The organism is Desulfobacca acetoxidans DSM 11109 (genome assembly GCF_000195295.1).
Taxonomy (GTDB): Bacteria; Desulfobacterota; Desulfobaccia; order Desulfobaccales; family Desulfobaccaceae; genus Desulfobacca; species Desulfobacca acetoxidans.
On sequence record NC_015388.1, the window covers coordinates 1,097,533 to 1,117,446 of the forward strand.

Below are 19,914 nucleotides of genomic sequence, written 5' to 3' on the forward strand. Positions count from 1 at the left end.
CAGAAACCTTTTCAAATACGCTGAACGATGATCTCAAATTGCCCGTCCCCAGTCCTGTGAGGTGGTAATCGCCTGTGGGTCTGCCTTCCTGCGGTCTCTAAAACCTGCTCCACTACCGGCAGTACGTCTGCCACAGCAATGCCATTCATACACTCGGGCTGCGGGCAGCGGCGGCGAAAACAGGGAGAGCAGCGTATGCCGGTACGAATCACCTGGTGAGGTCCAAAAGGGCCGGTGCGCCAGGGGGCCGTCGGGCCAAAGAGCGCCACGAGCGGGGCGCCCACTGCGGCAGCCAGGTGCATGGGGCCGGTATCGGTGGTCACGACCGCATCTGCTTGATACATGAGCCGGGCGAGTTCTTTTACCGTTGTCCGTCCGCTCAGGTCGAGGACGGCGCGGTGCAGGCGCGACCGGATGCGACCGATAAGAGGGCGGTCGTTGCTGCTGCCGGTAAAGACTATTTGGGCGCCGGTTTTTCGGGCAAGTTCATCCGCCAGTCGGGCAAAAGATTCTTCCGGCCAGAGCTTGGTCTCCCAGCGGGCGCCGGGGTGCAGAATCACCAGTGGGTGGGAAAGCGTTCGCCAGGGCGGTTCTCTCAGCCCGCCGCCCCCTAGCGGCAGGGCCAGGCGAAATGTAGCCGGTCCTTGAGGGGCGCCCAGATAATGCGCCGTCCTTAGATAGCGTTGAACGGCGTGTTCGTCAGGGTCATAGGGAGGGAGCCGTTCGGTCAGCGCCAGGTAACTGAATTCCCGGGTGCGATCAAAACCGATCTTCCGGGAGCTGCGGGCCAGGGTGGTCCACATGGCACTTTTAAACAGGCCTTGCAAATCGAGCACCAGGTCAAAGGGATGTTGCCGAATGGCGGCGACCAGACTCCCAAATTCCCGTCCTGCCTGTGCTAGGTCGCCGCTTCGCCTGGCGGCCACCCAGGTGCGCCGACGCGATACTAGGATATTATCTAAAGCCGGATGCCCCGCCAGCACCGGCGCGGCCGCCTCTTCTACCAGCCAGGTGATCTCGGCTTGCGGATGAGCCTCCCGGATGGCCTCCAGCGTGGGCAGCGTCTGGATGACATCTCCCAGGGCGCTCAATTTTATCAGCAGAATTCGCTCAGCCAAGCGAGGTCCTCATACCAATTGCCAAGCAAAAAGATATTACATGGTAGGGGCGAACCTTGTGTTCGCCCACACAAGCTAGCCATGTCGGGCCGCGTCCCGCAAGATCCATTCTACCGCCTCCGTCAGATCGGCGGCGATATAATCCGGTTCGGCCCGCCGCTCACCCTGGTAGTTTTCCAGCTCTCCCCGGCCATAGCCGGTGAGGACCAGAATCCCCTGGGCCCCGACGTTGGCCGCTAACTGGATATCATTATACCGGTCGCCCACCACATAGGATCGCCCGAGATCAATACCTAATTCCTGAGCTGCCTGGAGGAGCAGACCCGGCCGGGGTTTACGGCAAGGACAGCCTTCGTCGGGGGCGTGCTGGCAGACGTAGATAGCGTCTACCGCCGCTCCCTGTTGTCTCAGGAGTTCGATCATCAGGTCATGAACCTGGTCAATCAGGGAGGCGGGGAAATATTTTCGAGCTACACCGGATTGGTTTGTTGCTACTACTACTTTTAAACCCTGCTGATTCAGCCGGGAGATGGCGGCGGCGCTGCCCGGCAGGAGCCGGAACCGGCTTAAATGGTTAATATAGCCCATTTCCTCATTAATCACGCCGTCTCGATCAAGAAAAACCGCCCGCTGCATCTAATACCTCGTCAACCAGAACCGGGCCTGCTCCAACACCTCATCCACAGTGATCAAATCCCAGCACTGGCCGCCCTCGGGACACTGGCGCTGCCGACAGGGACTGCAGGGAAGGTAGTGGTGTACTACCGAGGCCAGAGGAGTAAAGGGGCCGGTGGCCACCGGATCGGTGGAGCCGAACAGGGCTACCAGAGGCGTCCAGAGCGCGGCCGCGGCGTGCATCAGGCCGGAATCATTGCTGATCAAAAGATCAGACTGACTGATGAGAGCGAAGGCAGTGCGCAGATCAGTCCTGCCGACCAGATTAACCGGAGGCAAATCCATGGCCTCGGCCACCTTGGCTGCTGCGGCCTGATCACCGGTACTGCCGAGGAGCACGATGAAGGCGCCAAGTTCCTGCTGCAACCGGTCTGCCACCGCAGCAAAGCGCTCCGGTCGCCATTGTTTCGCAGGACCATAAGCTGCTCCAGGGCTGAGGGCGACGATTTTCTGCCGGGGGCGCCAACCGTAAACCGTTAACTGCTGGAGACCCGCCTCCATCTCATCCGGACTCAGGATTAGCTTCGGAAAGCCATCGTAGTTGATCTGATTGAAGGCTCGCAGGATGCCGTGGTGCCGGTACACCTGATGAAATCCATCCATGAGGTTAGGCCCTTGAACCGCTTGGGTGAGGAGAAAACCCCGACCATCGGTATCGTAGCCCGCCCGTTGCGGCGTTCCTGTTGCCCAGGCCGTCAGGGCGGATTCAACCGAGTTGGGAAAGATGATCGACAGGTCGAAGCGCTGCTGGCGGAGCCGAAACAGCGATTTCAGCCAGTCCGTCAGATTGGCGCCGGGTGGCTTGGGAAGATAGGGGATAAGCTCATCCACTACCGGCTGCTGGTAGAAAACCGGGGCGACGCGTGGCAGGGCCCAGACTGTGACCCGCGCCGCAGGGAAAAAGTTCTTGATATTGTTGAGAGCCGGGAGGGTTAAAATAGCGTCGCCGACCCAGTTGACGGCGCGCACCAGGATATTTTTTATCTGATGCCGATGGTATGGCCGTCGAGTTTTCACAGTCAACCGGCTCAGGGCGGATCGCACCGCCAGAGGCAGCGGCGAGTGGTGGTTGCCGACGGAAACGGGTTGTTTAACCAAAATTTTTTTCATACTTGCCAAATCTTAGAGTTTCGAGAAAAGATCATTATATTCACATCTATTCGATAACTCTAAAAAATAATTTTGTATGCTTGAAACTTGAGACTATCGACGGCACACCCCGGGGGCATCAAGGCCTCCGGCCAGGGATCTAATAGTTCCACCCGCAGGGACACCACGATTAACGGCAGCGACGCAGACCAGCGTTCGGCCAACCGGGCCCAGTCTTTTTCAGTGGTGATCAGAGCCTGAACTTTCAAGCGGCGGGCTGCTTCGATCAACGACGCCAGTTCCTTGGTTGAAAAAACATGGTGGTCCGGATAGATAAAATAACGATGCAGATGGACACCTAATTCCTGCAGACTGGCCGCAAAACTTTCGGGGCGGGCCAGGCCTGCAAACGCAGCCAAATGCCAGGTCGCCAATTCAGCGAGAGGTAATTCTACGGCCCCGGGATAACGGACAGCGGCGGCGGGCCGAAACACCGCCCGCAAAACGTCCGCCTGAGGGAAGGCGGTTTTCAACTCTTCCCAGAAACGCTGATGGCGATCAACCTGGTATCGGGTCAACAGCAGGATCAGGCGTCGATTCAGGACGTCTCGCGGTTCCCGCAGAGGCCCGCGCGGCAATAACCAGCCGTTACCAAAAGGGCGTTCGGCGTCCAACAGCACTACATCCAGGTCGCGATGCAGTTGGAAATGTTGGAAGCCGTCATCCAAAACAATGAGGTCGGGATGAAACGCCTCCCAGGCTAGCATGCCGGCCTGAAAACGGTCCACCCCGGTTACGACTGCTACTTCCTTGAGCTTGCGGGCAAGCATATAGGCTTCGTCGCCGGTTTGGGGCGGCTGCAGGAATACTTGATTCCCATCGCTGATCACTTTCGGAGCGGTTTCCTGGCCTCCGTAGCCCCGGCAGACGATTGCCACCCGGCAGCCTGCGGCTCGCAATCTTTCGGCCATAAAGGCCGTGACCGGCGTTTTGCCGACGCCGCCCGCCACCAGATTGCCGATGCTCAACACCGGGCACGGCAGGCGTTTAACCTTGAGCCAGCCGCGGTCATAGATCAGGCGTCGTCCGCCAGCGCCCAGGCCATACAGCCATGACAAGGCCGCAGCGCCGGTGCGCAACGCCCAACCCGGCGCTGCTTTACCCGGCTCCTCCTGCAGGCTCTGAAAGGCGCTCTGCCACCAATGGTACATACCGGATTACACCAAACCGCTGGCCTGTAACTCGGGAACCCCGGTGGCGGGTTCCTCCTCCTCGGACCCGAATTGCAGGAAGTATAATTTGGCGTATACCCCGCCCTTGGCCAACAGCTCGGCATGCCGCCCGGCTTCGACGATCCTACCGTTGTCCAACACCACAATGCGATCCGCATCCCGGATGGTTGACAGTCGGTGGGCAATGACCAGAGTTGTCCGGCCTTGAATCAGGTTGTCCAGGGCCTTTTGGACCTCCCGCTCGGCTTCGGAATCCAGGGCCGAAGTCGCTTCATCTAGAATAAGAATGGGGGGGTCTTTAAGCAAGGCGCGGGCGATGGCCACCCGCTGACGTTCACCGCCGGAGAGCATTACCCCCTGTTCGCCGATGATCGTGTCCAGCCTCTGGGGCAGGTTTTGAATAAAGTCCCAGGCAAAGGCCGCCTGGGCCGCCTGAATGATTTCCGCCTCGCCTGCCTCGGGACGACCATAGGCGATATTGTTGCGTACGGTGTCATTAAAGAGAAACGTCTGCTGCGTTACAACACCGATCTGACCCCGCAGCGATCTTAGAGTCACCTCTCGGATGTCATGATTATCAATGGTGATAGCTCCCCGGGTGACTTCGTAAAAGCGCGGTACCAGATTTACCAAGGTAGTCTTGCCAGCCCCGCTGGGACCCACCAGGGCTACCACCTCACCTTTTTTTACGGTCAGATTGATATTCTGTAGAGCGAGTCGGTCTTCGTAAGTGAAATCAACCTGCGCGAAGCGGATTTCCCTGGCTATCGGGGGCAGGGTCACGGCGTTCGGGCGATCTCGAATCTCCGGTTCCAGGTCCAAGATCTCATACACCCTTCTGGCCGCCGCCATGCCCTCCTGCAAAGAATTATTGATGTTGCTCAAACTCTTGATGGGTTGATACAACATCAGCAGGGCCGCCAGAAAGGAAAAAAAAGTACCTGGAGTGGAAGTTCCCTGGATTACCTGATAGCCGCCATAGGCCATGATGGCGGCGATGCCAAATCCTCCCAAAAGCTCCATCACCGGCGACGAAATGGCCTTGGTGGAGACATTTTTCATCAGCAGACGGAAGAATTTTAGATTTTCCTGATAGAATCGCTCAATTTCATAGTCCTCGCGACCGAAAGCCTTGACAATATTGCTGCCCACGAGGGTTTCTTGCAGGTGGGTGTTCAGGCGACTCATCGAGACCTGACTCGAAGTGGAGATTCGCCGCAGACGTCTGCCGAATTTGATGATGGGCAGAACTGCAGCCGGAAAGACTATCATGGCGATCAAGGCCAGCCTCCACTCCCGATAAAAAATCACTCCTACCAGACCTATGATGGTAAAGACGTCTTTGAGGAAATTAGTGACCACCCGGGAAACTGAGCTCTGCAACAGGTTGACGTCAAAGGTTACCCGGGAAACCAACAGGCCGGTAGCGGTGCGATCAAAAAAGAGCTGCGGCAGGGCCATATATTGCCGGTAGAGGGCGTCGCGCAGGTTGGTAATAATCATACCGCCGACATAACTCATCAGGTATTCGTGGGTGTAGGAGAACAGACCCTTGAGGAAATACAGGATAATTACCCCACCGGAAAGCCAGATTACCATGTCGAGACGTTTGCCGAAAAAGATGTCATCCATCGCCGGTTTGATCAGAAAGGCAATCAGGGCGGTGATCCCGGAGACGCCCAACATTGCCAACATGGCGATAAGCAGCCGCCACCAGAATGGTTTCACCTGCTGTAACAGACGGAAATATAATTGCCGGAATTGGGACATAACTGAGAAAAGCCGACCAGAGAATTTGAAGATTTATTTGAGCTTTACCCTACTGTATAACTCAAAGGAGAGGAGTGATTCAAGCAAAATACCACATTACATGTGATCGGGTTTGGGGCCACAGATAGTCTGCTTGATTTTCTCCGGTTTCTCAAGCCTTCCCTGGCTGCAGACAATGGCTTTTTATCGCTGGCGCAGCATTTCTTGCCTGTGCTTACGTGTCCGGCAGACGGGAACTGCAGATCTGGAGAGCGGTAAAGGGTGTCGCCTTTCCCCACCCCGGATTAATTTCATTTGACCAACCCCGGGATTTGGGGTACACATTATAATAAGGGAAATGAATTTCCTTAAGTATGGATGTAACCGCAACTGCGTACAATGAGGCCATGAAGGTGTCCGGAACGCCACCGGGACCCCGTTGATGGCCTTTTTGTTGACTACCTGGCAGTGCCAGAGCCGCAGCAGATTTTAGGGAGGACTTATGCACGAACACGCCCATGGCCGCAGGGCCATCGAGACTATGATCCGCAGCCAGGACTTGGGAGGGTTGCTGCGCCTGGTCGAGACTTTTCACGGCCATCTGTGCCCCTTTATTTCTTTAGGGGTTAAGGCCGGGCAATACGCTATGAGCGAATTGGACCGTCCCAATACCGGCATGGAAGAGATTGTCGCCATAGTAGAATGTAATAACTGTTTCACCGATGGCATACAGGTGGTTACCGGCTGCACCTTTGGCAATAATGCCTTGATTTTCAAAGACCTGGGGAAGACTGCGGTAACTGTTGCTCGCCGGGATGATGGCCGGGCGGTGCGCCTTCTGGTCCGACCCGACTACCGGGAGAAGATGTTTGCCCGATATCCGAACACTAAGCCGCTGTTTCAAAAAATCATCGGGCAGCGCCAGGGGTCTGCGGAGGAGCGGCACCGCTTTGAACACATGTGGGAGGCTATTGCCCGCCGGGAGCTGAAGACGCCTCTGGAAGAACAATTTGTCATTCAATCTCTGAGCATTACCCTGCCGGAGTACGCCCGCCTCGTTGATTCCCTGATCTGCTCCGTCTGTGGCGAATCAGTGATGGCTACCCGCACAGTAGGTCCGGTGGAGCAGCCGCTCTGCCTGGAATGCGCCCGCCGGGAACATTATCTGCTTACCGGCCAGGGCATCTCTTGTGTCAGCCGGGAACAGACGTGAGTGAACCTGAGATGCCATTCCTGGATCACCTCCAGGAACTACGGCGCCGACTGATCGTTTCCCTCATTGCTCTATTTATCGGCACTGCCCTGGGCTGGTCCTTCTCCCTGTCGGCCCTCACCGTGGTCCAACGGCCGCTGGCTCAACCCTCTCTGATCAAGCGGCTCCACTATAATCTGGTGATCCGCATTCAGCAGGATTTTCCGTCTCTGGCGGAACAGTTTCACTTAGAGCTGCCAGACCTGGCCAGCTCCCCCCGTAAACTCAATTATATGGCTCCCCTCGAGCCGTTTTTTGTCCAGATGAAGCTTTCTCTGATCTTGGGCCTCATTCTGGCCTTGCCGGTGATCCTCTACCAGACCTGGCTGTTTATTGCGCCAGGACTTTACGCCCACGAGAAAAAATACGTTTACCTCTTCGTTCCCGTAGGCACCCTGGCCTTCATTTCAGGGGATATTTTCTTCCTTTACATCGTCTGGCCCCTCATTGTGGCCTTTTCCCTGGGCTACGAGAGCGCGACACTGTATCCCCTGCTCAACCTGACCCAGTATGTCAACTTCTGCCTGCGTCTGCTCGTGCTCTTTGGCCTGATCTTTGAACTGCCGCTTATCCTCTTGATACTGGCCCGACTCGGGGTAGTCCGGTTGGAGTTTCTGCTCAAACAGCGGCGTCTGGCCGTTCTGCTGAGCCTGATCGTCGCTGCCTTTCATGCGGATGTCATCACCATGGCCATGGTGGCCCTGCCTCTCTACGGTATGTATGAAATAAGCATTCTGGTGATCCGATTCTGCGGCGGTTCGAGGAGCAGACAGACGGAGGCGCCGCCTGATACTCCCCTGCCGCCCTCGGCAGGACAGGCAGCAGGATAGGGAATTTCAACTTGACACAGTAGATATTATCTGTTTTAATAACTTGCAATTGATGTAAATATACCTACCTTAAAAAGTCTTTTCGGTTGTTCGAAAATAGCCATGAAGGCTTCTAATCCTCTCCGAGAGGGAGAAGGGCCTGAGTGGTTTTTTTTTACCCCTCTGGCTTCGGTTTCATTTCTACTACTGGCAGATATGATTCGGATCATGGCTGGACCTTCCGGCCGATGAACAGGATGCCTTATCTCAGAAAAAGGAGTTTCGCAGTGGGGAAAAAAATCGCCAAAATCAAGTTGGAACTGTACGGAGACAGATTTGTCCAGATGTTGGGGGACAATAAAAATAGTGAATTTCGCGAAGCTATCGTGCACGTCCAACCGGGGGAGACCAAAGAAGAGGCCTGGGCCCGGCATTTATTCGATAACCCGCTCGATGTCAATGCCATCGTGAAGATATTTATTGTGCCCAGCAGTATAAACTCCGGATAGCCGCCCCAACGGCAGATGCCTCGGTAGAGATTGAAAATACGTCCACAGATGTTCAAGGGGGGCGTTACCGAGGTAATCTGCCAAAACAGGGAAGGTCACGATCGCCTGATTTGGTCTTCGGACCAGATGCAGCCCTAGTCTCAAACTGCGCCCGAGCAGGTCATATTTTTCTGCATTATCCTTTCCTTATGTGGTAATTAATTTCAGGCTGGGGGGTAATTTTGGACGTACTACTCCCTTTTGTCTCCGGCTACCTTGATTTGAGATACGTCGTTAACCTGGGCTTGATTGTCAATTTTGGAGAGCTGTCTCCAAGAGATGACGGAAGGGACACCCTGAGGCCAAGTGCACCCAGATGCGTCGGCAGGTTTCCCGCATGCGGGCGCCGATCTTGAGTAGCTGGAGCCTGATAGTATTAAATGACTGTAGGGCATAGAGGGAAAAGAATGAAAGAAACCGGATCACCAAAGATGATGACATCCCGCAAGGAGAAGGTGGCCACTCCTGACAAACCCTGCCAGTCGGTGCTCGTTCCAAATCCTGAGGTGTTAGAAAAACCCCTACGGCGGCGGTTCTGGCCCGGGCCTCGACAAAATCCGCCTTCGCGGCTGCGCCTTGTCGATCATGGCTTTGCAGGTTGCCCGCCACAGGTGGCCGGGATAGGCTGCTTTGAAAGAGGCGTTTGTCATGACTGGCGGTGGCGTTCGCCCCCTATCATGCTATTTTCTGCCGCGCAGCGGCTACGGTCGGGGGCCTTGTCAATATTATTTTTCTTGAGCCAATTAATCAGGGTAGCGTTGGAAACATTATAGCGCATTGCAATGAATTTCAGCCGGGAACCATTTTTCAACAACGCCTCGATCTCCGGTTGGAATTGATCCGGTTTGCTTTGGCCCGGCCCCTTGGGGCGGCCCAGTTTGACGCCGCTGACCTTTTCTTCCAGCCATTCCACCGGCCCGAGTTTCCGGTTGTTGGCGAAACTCAAGATGGCGGCCTTGTTCTTTTCCAGGTCTTGGTCCTGAGCGCTGACTCGCAGGTAGCCGATGACTTTGGGATGGCCGGCCATATCACTTCCGGTTTTTATAGAGGTTCAATCCCAGCTTGATGCCGTCATGCCCCGGAATGGGCATGTTGCCTTCGGTTGAGGCAATAATGGTAGTCTTGCCGCTCTTGCTGGGACCATGTTCCTCATCCAGTTTGCAAGTAATAATTAGTGTGGAACCTTTTACTTCGATGTTCACGTTTTTTGCCATAGCCTTAGTTCCTTGTTGTCCTGGTTCCGGGGTAATGACGCGCTGGCCAGTCTTTTTTACTATTGGTTGTGTTTTTAGGCCTTCGGAGCGCTGGTTTGATGAAAACCAAAAAAAACACTTAAATTATACTATGACAAAATATGAAATACATACTAATTCATCAAGCTTAACGTTCCAATAAAATGATCGTTTATTTTATACGTTTGGGCCAAAAAACCCGTTGACAAATTGGCAACGCCCTTTCTGCACCGCCTCCTCCCGCGGCTTACCCGGTTTAAACTTCACCGTCTTGCTGGCGGCGATCTGGATCATTTTCCCGGTGTGGGTGTGGCCGTTCGCTCCGCTCGTTCATTTACCGAAAATACGCCAGACCGCAATAAGGTCAGCCGGCCATCAGTCTGAAAACTGGCAGTTATCACTGAGATAAGAGCAGGATAACTACAAGTCCGGAATGCAGATTATGCTAACCAGAGACCGGAAATAATTCCTGCAATACTGCGGCATACGCCTCAAAGGCCTGCTGTCCGAAAAGCACGAACCGCACTAACTCAATCTCCGGATGCTCCTCCATAAAGGCCTTTACGGCGCCCAGGGCAACCTGAGCGGCCTTGCCTAGCGGATACCCATAGACACCTGTGGAAATCGACGGAAAGGCCAGGCTCTTAATGCCTCTGGCCGAGGCCAGCTTCAGACACTCGCGGTAGCAGGAGGCCAGCAGTTCGGGCTCTCCCGCCAGACCGTTTTTATAAATCGGACCTACGGTATGAATAACATTCGTGGCCTTCAAATCGCCACCGGTAGTGATCACCGCCTGCCCAGTAGGGCAATAACCGATCTTTCGCGCCTCTTCCTGAATCTTGGGTCCACCAGCCCGGTTGATGGCGCCGTCCACCCCGCCGCCTACTCGGAGTTGCTCATTAGCGGCGTTGACGATGGCCTCGGTGTCCTGCCGGGTAATATCACCCTCCACAAGTTCCAACATGCCCCGATTGATTTTTACCTGCATAGTGCCTCCAATACGGTAACCAGCGTTCAGTGTAAAGAAGCGAGATCATGGCTCCTAATCAGTCATTAACAATCACAAGATTGACGAAATGCAATTGTTAGCTTATATTTCAAGGAGTAGAATCAGAGAGTTTTGAATACCGAGTTTTGATAAGAGATAATATTATCCATACCTTAGCCTGACAAAGAATCTTATTCGATGAGGACGTTAAGATCACTACACGGTATCCGGGAAAGTAAGAACAATTATTTTGCCAGGGTCTTTAAAATCTCCTTACTGTGAAAATCTCCCGGTTGACAGGGGTATGGTGTAGTGCGCCCTGACGATATAATTTCATTTCCGGGGGTGGCCAAGATCGGCCATGCTGGTTTTTGATTATAATCTCGAAACTAAAAACTCGAAACTCGAAACCATCGGTCAGCAGATGTGCAGCAACATAATCTAAAAAAGTATTTGGGGGGGTAAACATCTTGTCTTTTCTCATTGCAATGGCCGGGAAAGGCGGTACCGGCAAGACCACCCTGGCCGGATTGGCAGTTCGGTACCTGATAGAGCATGGCAAAAAACCCATTTTGGCGGTTGACGCCGACGCTAACAGCAATTTCAACGAAGTTCTGGGCGTTACCGTCGAAACCACCGTCGGGCAGGCCCGCGAGGAAGTGAAGAAGGGCGGCGGCAGAGTCGATATGACTAAAGACCAACTGGTGGAATTCCGCATCAATCAATGTCTGGTGGAATCAACCGGCTTCGATCTGATCTGCATGGGCCAACCGGAGGGTGCCGGCTGCTACTGCGCCGCCAACCATCTGATCACCTATTATATGGATGTCTTGTCTAAAAACTATCCCTATATTGTCATGGATAACGAAGCCGGGATGGAGCACCTGAGTCGGTTGACCACCAAGGACGTGGATCTCCTGCTGATTGTCAGCGATCCCTCGTTCCGGGGCGTACAGGCCGCCCGCAGGGTCTTTGAGGTGGCCAAAAGTCTGAAGATCGTCGTCGGCCAGGCTGCTTTGATCATCAACCGTTTGACCAACGGCATTCCGCCGCGCAGCCAGCAGGAGATCGACAGTTGGGGCCTGCCCCTGGCCGGAACCGTTCCTGAGGACCCCTTAGTGGCCGAATTCGACGGCCTGGGGCGTCCGACCATTGAGTTGCCCCCGGATTCCGTTTCAATTAAAGCTATGAACCAGATCTTTGACAGGCTGATAATCTCAGCCTGACACGATGGTATCCGATAACTTCATGCGATCCCAAGCCGGAGCTTGGGATCGAGATGTTTATATAAGTCCTCATGTTCTCAAGAACACAACGAAACTTGAAAGAATTATTGGTAGCATAGGCCTCCTGGCCTGTGCATAGTAATCGGTAGCATAGGCCTCCTGGCCTGTTGCATCTCAACCCGGCAAACCAAGACCCTAGCAGGCCGGATTGGTATTTGACAGACTATTTCGATCTCTGGCAGGAGAGTGGGATCGGTAGGTTGACCGCTGACCATTGATCACTGCCCACTGACTGCCGGTCACCTACCTCAGCGCCAGATAATCCCTCAAGGCGTCCCGGGTACTCGTAAAAGCAATCTTTTCCCAGGGGATCTCTGCCGGCTGGAAGACCCTGGCCTCCAATGTCTCGTCACCACCTCCAGGCTGCCCCGATATAACCTCAGCGACGTAGGCGACAATAACGGTGGTGCGGCCGGTATACGAATAGACATTGAGCAGCCGGGTGATCCGAACGTTCAGCCAAACCTCTTCCTGCACTTCTCGGACTATTGCGTCCTCTACCCTTTCTCCCACATCCACAAATCCGCCGGGCGCCACCCACAGACCGTAGCCGGGCTCGATACCACGGCGGGCCAGGACCAGACCACCCTCCCAGGGAATGATGGCGATACCGGCCAGTTTGGGGTCCAGATAAAAGACAAACCCACAATCGCCACATACCAGCCGCGGCGGCTCTTTTGGGTGAACGATCTTCTTTTCCAGGCGTCCCCCGCATTGAGGACAGAATTTATAGAGTTCGTTTCTAAATGGCATAACCGATATCACCATTGAACCTGGAACGGCGCTGGCATAAAGGTCAGTATAAATACGGCTATAGTAAGAATACCGATGTTACGGCGCTTATGGTCCAGGGGAATCCAATACTGTAGCGGTGTCGGATGCCTGAACCCCATAAAATATACGATCACCGCCCAGAGCAGCCAACCATACCAGGCGGCCAGGCCGCACACAATAAGAAAGATAAAAAAGATCTTGGCGATCTGCTCAGAGTGTTCGCCAAACAGGGCGTATGAAACATGACCGCCATCCAATTGCCCGATAGGCAAGAGGTTTAAGTTGGTTACAAACAAACCGATCCAACCGGCAAACGCCATCGGGTGCATAATAATGTGGTGGTTGTCCGGCAGAGACCCGAGCGTCAGCCAACAGATAAATTTGAATAGTAATGGTTCACCCAGAATAATGCCGTCCACATCCATCGCCAATTCCGGAGCTATCTTGATATCCGATAGCTGCAAACCGAAAATCAACAACGGCAGGGTTATCACTATCCCACTGAGTGGCCCGGACGCCCCAATGTCCATGAGGGCCGGTTTATGGAGGATAGGAGATCGGATGCGGATAAAGGCCCCCAATGTCCCGATCAGAAAGGGAATCGGCGGAGCCGGCAGAAAATATGGCAGAGAGACGTCCAATTGGTGGTAACGCGCCATCAGGTAATGGCCCATCTCATGACACAAGAGGATTAAAAGCAGCGTCAACGAGAAAGGTAATCCTTTGTAAAGCTGCCAGGGCGCTTCCCAGGGGATGACCCCCTGCTGCATGGCGCCAGCCGTGAGCGTCGTCAGAACAGTAGCCAAAAACAGAATGATATGGATCCGGGGAATACGATGCGGAAAGTCATCCTGCTGGCAAGGCTCCTCCGGCAACTGTTCCATGTACCCCAACCCCTGACCTCCGACCCCTGACCTCTGTCCCTCAACCACAGTTAACGGCCTCTTTCAATCGTCGAACCTCTTCCTGAGTCAATTCCCGCCAGGTTCCAAGGGCGAGGCGTCCCAAGCGCAATGGACCGTAGGCGATGCGTTTTAATTTCAATACCGGACAGCCGACTGCGGCGCACAATCTTTTCACCAGATGGTATCTTCCTTCCCGGATAGTCAACTCGAGGACGCTCCGTTCCGATGAGGTCTTGACCAGGCGCACCTGTTCGGGAATGGTTAAGCGGCCATCCAGGGTTATGCCTTCCCGAAGGCGCCGCCTGGCTGCAGGCGAGAATTGGCCGGCCACCGTCGCCCTATAGGTTTTGGCTACTTTATAGCGAGGGTGCATCAGCCGATGGGCCAGTTCACCGTCATTGGTGAGCAGGAGCAAGCCGGTGGCATCATAGTCCAACCGACCGACCGGATAGAGGCGTTCCTCCTGATCCGGCAATAGATCGATGACTTTCCTGCGGCCCTGCGGGTCGGCCATGGTGGTTACACAACCGTAAGGTTTATTGAGCACGATCGTCCGGCAATGCGGTGGAGGCAGAACTTTGCGGCCATCGACCATAACTTCGGCTTTTTCCGAATCGATGAGCTGACCCAGGGTAGTGACAATCCTGCCGTCGACGCTCACTCTTCCGGCGCGGATCAGTTCCTCCCCCTGCCGCCGGGAAGCAACCCCCGCTCGCGCCAGATATTTTTGCAGCCGCTCTTTAGTCATGCCGCTCTGCGAACTTCCTGCCAGGCGTCCAGCGGATGATGCAGATATAATTGCATTTTTGAGGACCGCGACAGGTGACATGAAACGATAATCACCTAAACCCCGACGTTTGATCTTTAGGCCGCAGCAAGATTGATAAGCAGTCCAAGCTAACCCGCTGGCCCGAGTCGTGGGAAATATCTGAGACCTGGACCCAGAATCATTTTCTCAAATTTTGATTGCCTCGCGCACTTCGGCCATGGTGGCCCGAGCCACGGTTCTGGCCCGCTCATTGCCATCAGCGATGATAGCCCGAACTTCCTCCGGATGATCCAGATAATAGTGCTGCCTTGCTTGAATCGGCTCCAGGGCCTGCACCAGGGCGTCGGCCAACATCTTTTTGCACTCCACACATCCCAATCTGGCCGCCCGACAATCAACCACGATCTGCGCCAAGATATCCGTAGAAAGGTAGAGCTTATGATAGGGGAAGGCCAGACAGCGATCGGGGTCGCCCGGATCTTTGCGCCGCGGACGCTGCGTGTCCGTTATCATGCCGCTCACCTGCTTCCGGATGGCCTCGGGTGTGTCGCTGAGATAGATGCAGTTCTGATAACTCTTGCTCATCTTGCGGCCATCGGTGCCGCACAACTTGGGAATTTCGGTCAACAGGGCCTCAGGTTCTGGAAAAATTTTACCGTAAAGAAAGTTGCAGCGCCGGGCAATCTCCCTGGTCAACTCCACATGAGGCAGTTGATCGACCCCCACCGGCACGCCGTTGGCTTTATACATCAGGATATCCGCTGCCTGCAGCACCGGGTAGCCCAAGAAACCAAAGGTACGCAGGTCCTTATGAGACAGCTCCTGCAACTGTTCCTTGTACGTGGGGTTGCGTTCCAGCCAGGTAATAGGGGTAATCATGCTAAACAATAAAAAGAGCTCAGCATGTTCTGGAAGGGCTGATTGGACAAAAAGAGTCGATTTTTGCGGATCAAGGCCGACACTCAGCCAATCTATAAACATGAACCAGATATTTTCCCGGATACCTTCGGTCTGCTCGTAGTCCGTAGTCAGGGCATGCCAGTCGGCTACAAAATAGAAACACTGGTATTCATCCTGCAGTTTGACCCAATTCAGTAAGGCCCCGTGCAGATTGCCCATGTGCAACCTGCCAGTGGGACGCATACCGCTTAAGATGCGCTTCTTCTCCATATAAAAAAATCCTCGATTAACGGTAGAACTTAGACAGACTTACAGCCTGCAGCAGCCAGTTATTCCCAAGAATAGTCTCATCATAGAACCGGCCTGATTCTTGTCACTCTCCTAAGACATTCTCCCCCAAAGGCTGCGAGCCCCAGAAATCGCGGTCGCGCGGAAAGACCATTTCCGCGGCTTTTTCCGCCATAAAACTCACAGTTTTGAGACACTGTTTGAGACGGTCCCTGGTAAACCATTGGCCGCGCCAGGGTTGGGTGATCTCCCGGCACAAGGTGGTCCCGAATCGCTCCTGGAACACATTGGACAGCCGATTATAGATACGATAGAGGCCGGGATTACCATAAAGCTGAGCCCGCTTTTCCTCCAGCGTGCCGTCGGGAGGTTGACGGCGTCCATACACCAGTCCGAGGGCGGCGATGGCACCGTTGAGAGAGCCGCAGGTACCGCCGAACAACCCTCCCCCAGACCCGAAGCCGGTAACCACGCACATTACTTCCGGTGACAGATCACCTTCGAGTTCGGCCAATACCGCAGTAAAGACACTTTCGGCACAGTTTAGACCGCTTTTGAAATTATCTACCGCCCGCTGTCTGACGCGAGCGATGATCTCTTCTTGCTGCATACGCAACCCCCAGATTGGATCATTCAGTGGCCAAGGTTAAGAAATCTTCGGTTTCCCCCGCAATCTCCTCCAGGGGCCGGGTTGTATCCAGGATCAATACCGGCGTCTCCTCGAGGTCGGTTATCGGCTCGAAGACTTTCTGCTGCTCCACCAGAATTTCCTGGCGACCGTCGGAGATGGCCTGCGCGTCCGCGGCGCGGCGGGCCAGACGGCGCAAGGTTTCTTCAACCGGGCAGGTGCATAAAATAAAGAAGACTTCTGCCTTACTAGCCGCCGCCAATCTCCGGGCCTGCTGGCGGTCCACAGACCGCATAAAAGAACCCTCCAGGATGACGCTGCCGCCGGTCTGCAACCGTTCTTGGGCCTGACGAAACATCTCCTGGTAGGTGTGGCCGGAGAACTCAGCGGCGTAAATACCCTGACCATAGGATGTCTCCACTCGCCTGGTGGGGGAAATGCCGGCGAGAGTTTTCCGCACCAAATCGCTGTGAATCACCGGCCATCCCCACCTCTGGCCGAGAGCCTTGGCCAGAGTGGTTTTTCCCGAGGCAATCAGTCCAAAAATAACTATCAGGAGAGTCCGTTTCATGCTGCCTCTTTCCGACTATAGCTCCAGGCCAGGTCAAAATAAGCCTGAGCCGTTTGCCGGGCCTGTTGCTGAGCCTCGGGTGCCAGTTCGGGTTCGACCGATGCCAGGGCGTTTATTTTCCCGCGCACTACTGCTCGGTAACATTTATAGAAAGTGACCAGTCGAAAGATTTCGGAGTCATGAGAAACCGATGCAAATCTGTTGATGAAGTAGTCGCTTAAATCAGAGTAGTTATGGAAATCAAGGTCCATTGCCAGAAAACTGATATCCGCGGCCACATCACCGTAGCGGAAGCGCGGATTGAACTCGATACAATCAAAGACATACACCCCATTAGTGATACAGATATTTTTCATATGCAGATCGCCGTGGCAATCCCTGATCTTGCCCGCCTTAATCCGCTGAGTAAACAGACTGGCATACCGCTGCATAAAATTTTCCGAGAAGTTTACCATATCCTGAAATGCGGCGGCTGACAAGGCGGTGCCTACGAATGACCGTATCTGAGAGAAGTTCTCCATATGATTATAACGGATAACCGTTAGATCGCCAAATTTGTTCACCCGGGGGCCGGTAGCAGCCTGCGGATAAAACGCCGCCAATCGCTCTATCAGGTTGTCAATCATGACGGTCGTCAATGCCCTGCGGGCGGCCAACTCATCCATCATCTTATCCTGGGGCAGGCGCACCATTTGGAGAGCGTATTCCACCGCCCGACCCGAGCCTCCCACCTGCAGCCTTCCCTGATGAACGACCAACGGCAACACCGCCAGATAGATCTCCGGGGCCAGGCGGCGGTTCAGGTGTAATTCCTGCTCCAGAAAATAATGCCGTTTCTTGAGAGTCGAAAAATCTAGAAAACCGAAATTAACCGGTTTTTTTATTTTGTAGGCATGACGTTCGGTGAGAAATATATAAGAAATATAGGTTTGGAGGAACTCCACCCGGGATGCTGCGTCCGGATAAACCCCTGGATCTCGCAAGGCGGCAATAATATCCATGACTAAAAGGAATATAGCAAGAATCTCTGGTTTTTCAAGGTTTTTTTGCTGAGGCCCGGTAATGCCGGTATCTGCGGTTCCAAGATGTCTGCTGATTATATTTGACAATTCGGTGCAATTATGGTATGGGAAGGCAATTTGTAAGCGTTGGGTCATCAGTTCCCGGCCGTTTGCTGATGATTAATTGTGACTGGTGAGTCCAGAGAACATGCTGCCATGCTAGAAATAACCCCCCCCAATTCTCGGATCACACACACAACTGATACCTTAACGCCTTACGATCATTAATCTTGGCTAGTTCGTGGTGGTAAGATGCAATATAAACTGGTGAAAAGGGAAAGGCGGCAGCGTCTTTCCCTTTTTTTCAGCCGATGGCCCTTATCCTTGCCCCTAGCCAAACGTTTTAACCTGGTATTGGTGTTATAAGGAGGAGCAATGAAGTACAGAGGCAAAGTTAAGTTTTTTAACGAAAGCAAAGGCTGGGGGTTTATCAAACAGGACGATGGGCCGGAGGTCTTTGTACACTACTCCAACATTCAATCCAAAGGATTTCGCACGCTGAAGGAAAATGAAGAGGTCGAGTTTGAACTAAGCGAAGGTGCCAAAGGGCCACAGGCAATTAATGTTGTTAAATTGTAACTGCTAACATTTGTCTTGCGGAAAAGGGCGCTGGCCGGCGCCCTTTTTTTGTCGGCCGCTTACCAGGGCCAGTGAGCGGCAAGATAGGTGAGCGATGGCTGCAGGCTGTTTTCGTGATGCGGCTCCAGTGTAATAATCGGCCGTTGCCGGGCATTGGTAAAATATGCCAGGATACCGGGAAACGGAACGATCCCCGCTCCTAAGGCCAGGTGGTCATCGTTAACGCCATGATTGTCATGCAGGTGAAGCTGTCCTACCAGCGGTCCCAGGGTTTCTAACCACCCCTGGAAGTCCCCCCCGCCAAAGGCCTGCAGGTGCCCTACATCCAAACAGAATCCGACCTTGACTCCCCGGAGCCGCGTTAGCAACTCCTTGATAAGCTGCGGTTCCGTTTCATAGACATTCTCTAGGGTCAAAAGCGTTCCCTGGCGAGCCGCCTGATCGGCCAGAGGCGCCCACGTGCCAATACTGTGGTCCAGCCAGCGGTCTTCCAGCCCTTGATAATGACGGCTCTCATAACCGATATGACAGACAATGCTGCGTGCCTGAAATATATCCAGTTGATCGAAAGCATCCTGGAGCCGGGAACGGCTGGCAGCCAGAATCTTGGCATCGAGCGCCCCCGGTACCAGATCCTGAAACGGGGCGTGCAAGGTGATGCTCAAACCGGCCTTATGAAACATATCCGCAACCTTGGCAAAATCCCGTTGAGAAAAACAGTCCAGGCTGCTGGCGTCCAGACCGATTTCCGGATTCAGACCCTGCTCGAGAAACAGAGGTAGATAGCGCTCCCATAACATGCTGAAAGGAGCGTTTACCTGCACCTGGGCTTTGACTATCCCAATCATCTCTGCACCTTGCCCGCTAGACCCGCCCTAGTGGGCATGTTGACAGAGTTCTATCAGCACCCCGTGCGTGGCCTTAGGATGAATGAAAGCGATTTTGGCCCCATGGGCGCCCTCCCGGGGTTTCTCGTCGATCAATTTGACGCCGGCGGCCTTGAGTTCCTCCAAGGCTGATTCTAAATCCTCTACCTCAAAAGCGACGTGATGGATTCCCTCACCGTTTTTCTCAATGTATTTGGCTACCGCACTCTCGGGGCTGGTAGCCAGCAACAACTCAATATTGGTCTCTCCGACTTTAAAGAAGCTGACTTTCACCTTCTGAGATTCTACCACCTCCTCATGGTGACCTTCTAATTGCAGGTTTTCTCCGTAAAGCTTCTTAACCGGCTCCAGTTCTTTGACCGCGATGCCCAGATGGGAGATACATTTAATTTTCATGAGTCCAATCCTCCGTTAAAAGTTTAAGTTCTCGGTTTGTGCGTTTAGGGGAAAGGTGGGATTCCCTGTCCCTCAGGCTATTCTTGAAGTCGCCAGGTGTAGTTCAAGTTTTTAGGCTAGCATGATTTCGGCCAAAAACTTCCAACTATTGCCCAAATACCTATTTTTTTTCACCTTT

The 19,914-nt window shown here is 54.0% G+C and carries 24 protein-coding genes; 5 read left to right on the forward strand and 19 right to left on the reverse strand.

The annotated features are described in order from the left end of the window. Positions 1-11: 11 nt before the first annotated feature. The 5 genes from waaC to msbA all read right to left on the reverse strand — a co-directional run bounded on the left by waaC (position 12) and on the right by msbA (position 5,884). Positions 12-1,118, reverse strand: coding sequence for a lipopolysaccharide heptosyltransferase I (gene waaC / locus DESAC_RS04700; RefSeq protein WP_013705931.1), 1,107 nt, complete (start codon positions 1,116-1,118; stop codon positions 12-14). Positions 1,119-1,193: 75 nt separating this feature from the next. Further along, a complete protein-coding gene (gmhB, locus tag DESAC_RS04705) occupies positions 1,194-1,754 on the reverse strand; it encodes a D-glycero-beta-D-manno-heptose 1,7-bisphosphate 7-phosphatase (protein WP_013705932.1) in 561 nt (186 codons plus the stop codon). Further along, complete coding sequence (waaF, locus tag DESAC_RS04710; protein WP_013705933.1) at positions 1,755-2,903, reverse strand: lipopolysaccharide heptosyltransferase II; 1,149 nt, start codon at positions 2,901-2,903, stop codon at positions 1,755-1,757. It lies immediately after the preceding gene. Between the two features lie 59 nt (positions 2,904-2,962). Next, positions 2,963-4,093: a tetraacyldisaccharide 4'-kinase gene (gene lpxK / locus DESAC_RS04715; protein ID WP_013705934.1), complete on the reverse strand. Its 1,131-nt coding sequence runs from the start codon at positions 4,091-4,093 to the stop codon at positions 2,963-2,965. 6 nt (positions 4,094-4,099) lie between these two features. Continuing rightward, positions 4,100-5,884, reverse strand: a complete 1,785-nt coding sequence (gene msbA / locus DESAC_RS04720; protein WP_013705935.1) for a lipid A export permease/ATP-binding protein MsbA — start codon at positions 5,882-5,884, stop codon at positions 4,100-4,102. 481 nt (positions 5,885-6,365) lie between these two features. On the opposite strand from msbA, the gene DESAC_RS04725 reads away from it, so the two are divergent. The 3 genes from DESAC_RS04725 to DESAC_RS04735 all read left to right on the forward strand — a co-directional run bounded on the left by DESAC_RS04725 (position 6,366) and on the right by DESAC_RS04735 (position 8,433). Further along, a complete protein-coding gene (locus DESAC_RS04725) occupies positions 6,366-7,076 on the forward strand; it encodes an FmdE family protein (protein ID WP_013705936.1) in 711 nt (236 codons plus the stop codon). After that, positions 7,073-7,945, forward strand: coding sequence for a twin-arginine translocase subunit TatC (tatC, locus tag DESAC_RS04730; protein ID WP_013705937.1), 873 nt, complete (start codon positions 7,073-7,075; stop codon positions 7,943-7,945). The genes DESAC_RS04725 and tatC overlap by 4 nt, the downstream gene beginning before the upstream one ends. Positions 7,946-8,211: 266 nt before the next feature. Further along, on the forward strand, positions 8,212-8,433 hold the full coding sequence (locus DESAC_RS04735) for a hypothetical protein (protein ID WP_013705938.1): 222 nt from the start codon (positions 8,212-8,214) through the stop codon (positions 8,431-8,433). A gap of 291 nt (positions 8,434-8,724) precedes the next feature. Here DESAC_RS04735 and DESAC_RS16950 read toward each other — a convergent pair whose 3' ends face one another. The 5 genes from DESAC_RS16950 to DESAC_RS04755 all read right to left on the reverse strand — a co-directional run bounded on the left by DESAC_RS16950 (position 8,725) and on the right by DESAC_RS04755 (position 10,692). Beyond that, positions 8,725-8,913, reverse strand: a complete 189-nt coding sequence (locus tag DESAC_RS16950) for a transposase (protein WP_041283810.1) — start codon at positions 8,911-8,913, stop codon at positions 8,725-8,727. Positions 8,914-9,118: 205 nt separating this feature from the next. Next, positions 9,119-9,499: a recombinase family protein gene (locus DESAC_RS04745; protein ID WP_052301895.1), complete on the reverse strand. Its 381-nt coding sequence runs from the start codon at positions 9,497-9,499 to the stop codon at positions 9,119-9,121. A 1-nt stretch (position 9,500) separates the two neighbouring features. Beyond that, positions 9,501-9,686 carry a hypothetical protein gene (locus DESAC_RS04750; RefSeq protein WP_013705939.1) on the reverse strand — a complete coding sequence of 62 codons (186 nt, stop codon included), beginning with the start codon at positions 9,684-9,686 and terminating at the stop codon, positions 9,501-9,503. A gap of 195 nt (positions 9,687-9,881) precedes the next feature. Then, positions 9,882-9,998, reverse strand: a complete 117-nt coding sequence (locus DESAC_RS16955; protein WP_148231184.1) for a hypothetical protein — start codon at positions 9,996-9,998, stop codon at positions 9,882-9,884. Between the two features lie 151 nt (positions 9,999-10,149). Further along, complete coding sequence (locus DESAC_RS04755; protein WP_013705940.1) at positions 10,150-10,692, reverse strand: O-acetyl-ADP-ribose deacetylase; 543 nt, start codon at positions 10,690-10,692, stop codon at positions 10,150-10,152. Between the two features lie 470 nt (positions 10,693-11,162). On the opposite strand from DESAC_RS04755, the gene DESAC_RS04760 reads away from it, so the two are divergent. Beyond that, on the forward strand, positions 11,163-11,918 hold the full coding sequence (locus DESAC_RS04760; RefSeq protein WP_041283811.1) for an ATP-binding protein: 756 nt from the start codon (positions 11,163-11,165) through the stop codon (positions 11,916-11,918). A gap of 303 nt (positions 11,919-12,221) precedes the next feature. Here DESAC_RS04760 and DESAC_RS04765 read toward each other — a convergent pair whose 3' ends face one another. The 7 genes from DESAC_RS04765 to DESAC_RS04790 all read right to left on the reverse strand — a co-directional run bounded on the left by DESAC_RS04765 (position 12,222) and on the right by DESAC_RS04790 (position 17,814). After that, complete coding sequence (locus DESAC_RS04765; RefSeq protein WP_148231185.1) at positions 12,222-12,731, reverse strand: NUDIX hydrolase; 510 nt, start codon at positions 12,729-12,731, stop codon at positions 12,222-12,224. 8 nt (positions 12,732-12,739) lie between these two features. Then, entirely contained in the window at positions 12,740-13,636 is an 897-nt protein-coding gene (locus DESAC_RS04770; RefSeq protein WP_041283812.1) for a site-2 protease family protein, read from the reverse strand. Positions 13,637-13,676: 40 nt separating this feature from the next. Beyond that, complete coding sequence (locus tag DESAC_RS04775) at positions 13,677-14,405, reverse strand: pseudouridine synthase (RefSeq protein WP_013705944.1); 729 nt, start codon at positions 14,403-14,405, stop codon at positions 13,677-13,679. 207 nt (positions 14,406-14,612) lie between these two features. Then, positions 14,613-15,596, reverse strand: coding sequence for a tryptophan--tRNA ligase (trpS, locus tag DESAC_RS04780; RefSeq protein ID WP_013705945.1), 984 nt, complete (start codon positions 15,594-15,596; stop codon positions 14,613-14,615). A gap of 103 nt (positions 15,597-15,699) precedes the next feature. Beyond that, a complete protein-coding gene (locus DESAC_RS04785; protein WP_013705946.1) occupies positions 15,700-16,224 on the reverse strand; it encodes a C-GCAxxG-C-C family protein in 525 nt (174 codons plus the stop codon). A gap of 19 nt (positions 16,225-16,243) precedes the next feature. After that, positions 16,244-16,813 (reverse strand): P-loop nucleotide/nucleoside kinase family protein, encoded by a 570-nt coding sequence (locus DESAC_RS15055; RefSeq protein ID WP_052301896.1) that lies wholly within the window; start codon positions 16,811-16,813, stop codon positions 16,244-16,246. Next, positions 16,810-17,814 carry a hypothetical protein gene (locus DESAC_RS04790; protein WP_148231186.1) on the reverse strand — a complete coding sequence of 335 codons (1,005 nt, stop codon included), beginning with the start codon at positions 17,812-17,814 and terminating at the stop codon, positions 16,810-16,812. Before DESAC_RS04790 ends, DESAC_RS15055 begins: the two co-directional genes overlap by 4 nt. 435 nt (positions 17,815-18,249) lie before the next feature. Between DESAC_RS04790 and DESAC_RS04795 the strand changes: the two genes are divergently transcribed. Beyond that, positions 18,250-18,453 (forward strand): cold-shock protein, encoded by a 204-nt coding sequence (locus tag DESAC_RS04795; RefSeq protein ID WP_013705947.1) that lies wholly within the window; start codon positions 18,250-18,252, stop codon positions 18,451-18,453. 59 nt (positions 18,454-18,512) lie between these two features. On the opposite strand, the gene DESAC_RS04800 is transcribed toward DESAC_RS04795, so the two are convergent. Both DESAC_RS04800 and mce read right to left on the reverse strand, forming a co-directional pair. Next, on the reverse strand, positions 18,513-19,301 hold the full coding sequence (locus DESAC_RS04800) for a sugar phosphate isomerase/epimerase family protein (RefSeq protein WP_013705948.1): 789 nt from the start codon (positions 19,299-19,301) through the stop codon (positions 18,513-18,515). 27 nt (positions 19,302-19,328) lie between these two features. Beyond that, entirely contained in the window at positions 19,329-19,736 is a 408-nt protein-coding gene (gene mce, locus DESAC_RS04805) for a methylmalonyl-CoA epimerase (protein ID WP_013705949.1), read from the reverse strand. Positions 19,737-19,914 lie beyond the last annotated feature (178 nt).

What these genes read in the sequence shown, in the direction of transcription:
- gmhB (WP_013705932.1), bottom strand. Translation starts at nt 1,754, where the DNA reads ATGCAGCGGGCGGTTTTTCTTGATCGAGACGGCGTGATTAATGAGGAA.
- waaF (WP_013705933.1), bottom strand. Translation starts at nt 2,903, where the DNA reads ATGAAAAAAATTTTGGTTAAACAACCCGTTTCCGTCGGCAACCACCAC.
- lpxK (WP_013705934.1), bottom strand. Translation starts at nt 4,093, where the DNA reads ATGTACCATTGGTGGCAGAGCGCCTTTCAGAGCCTGCAGGAGGAGCCG.
- msbA (WP_013705935.1), bottom strand. Translation starts at nt 5,884, where the DNA reads ATGTCCCAATTCCGGCAATTATATTTCCGTCTGTTACAGCAGGTGAAA.
- DESAC_RS04725 (WP_013705936.1), top strand. Translation starts at nt 6,366, where the DNA reads ATGCACGAACACGCCCATGGCCGCAGGGCCATCGAGACTATGATCCGC.
- DESAC_RS16950 (WP_041283810.1), bottom strand. Translation starts at nt 8,913, where the DNA reads ATGTCATCATCTTTGGTGATCCGGTTTCTTTCATTCTTTTCCCTCTAT.
- DESAC_RS04745 (WP_052301895.1), bottom strand. Translation starts at nt 9,499, where the DNA reads ATGGCCGGCCATCCCAAAGTCATCGGCTACCTGCGAGTCAGCGCTCAG.
- DESAC_RS04750 (WP_013705939.1), bottom strand. Translation starts at nt 9,686, where the DNA reads ATGGCAAAAAACGTGAACATCGAAGTAAAAGGTTCCACACTAATTATT.
- DESAC_RS16955 (WP_148231184.1), bottom strand. Translation starts at nt 9,998, where the DNA reads ATGATCCAGATCGCCGCCAGCAAGACGGTGAAGTTTAAACCGGGTAAG.
- DESAC_RS04755 (WP_013705940.1), bottom strand. Translation starts at nt 10,692, where the DNA reads ATGCAGGTAAAAATCAATCGGGGCATGTTGGAACTTGTGGAGGGTGAT.
- DESAC_RS04765 (WP_148231185.1), bottom strand. Translation starts at nt 12,731, where the DNA reads ATGCCATTTAGAAACGAACTCTATAAATTCTGTCCTCAATGCGGGGGA.
- DESAC_RS04770 (WP_041283812.1), bottom strand. Translation starts at nt 13,636, where the DNA reads ATGGAACAGTTGCCGGAGGAGCCTTGCCAGCAGGATGACTTTCCGCAT.
- DESAC_RS04775 (WP_013705944.1), bottom strand. Translation starts at nt 14,405, where the DNA reads ATGACTAAAGAGCGGCTGCAAAAATATCTGGCGCGAGCGGGGGTTGCT.
- trpS (WP_013705945.1), bottom strand. Translation starts at nt 15,596, where the DNA reads ATGGAGAAGAAGCGCATCTTAAGCGGTATGCGTCCCACTGGCAGGTTG.
- DESAC_RS04785 (WP_013705946.1), bottom strand. Translation starts at nt 16,224, where the DNA reads ATGCAGCAAGAAGAGATCATCGCTCGCGTCAGACAGCGGGCGGTAGAT.
- DESAC_RS15055 (WP_052301896.1), bottom strand. Translation starts at nt 16,813, where the DNA reads ATGAAACGGACTCTCCTGATAGTTATTTTTGGACTGATTGCCTCGGGA.
- DESAC_RS04790 (WP_148231186.1), bottom strand. Translation starts at nt 17,814, where the DNA reads ATGGATATTATTGCCGCCTTGCGAGATCCAGGGGTTTATCCGGACGCA.
- DESAC_RS04795 (WP_013705947.1), top strand. Translation starts at nt 18,250, where the DNA reads ATGAAGTACAGAGGCAAAGTTAAGTTTTTTAACGAAAGCAAAGGCTGG.
- DESAC_RS04800 (WP_013705948.1), bottom strand. Translation starts at nt 19,301, where the DNA reads ATGATTGGGATAGTCAAAGCCCAGGTGCAGGTAAACGCTCCTTTCAGC.
- mce (WP_013705949.1), bottom strand. Translation starts at nt 19,736, where the DNA reads ATGAAAATTAAATGTATCTCCCATCTGGGCATCGCGGTCAAAGAACTG.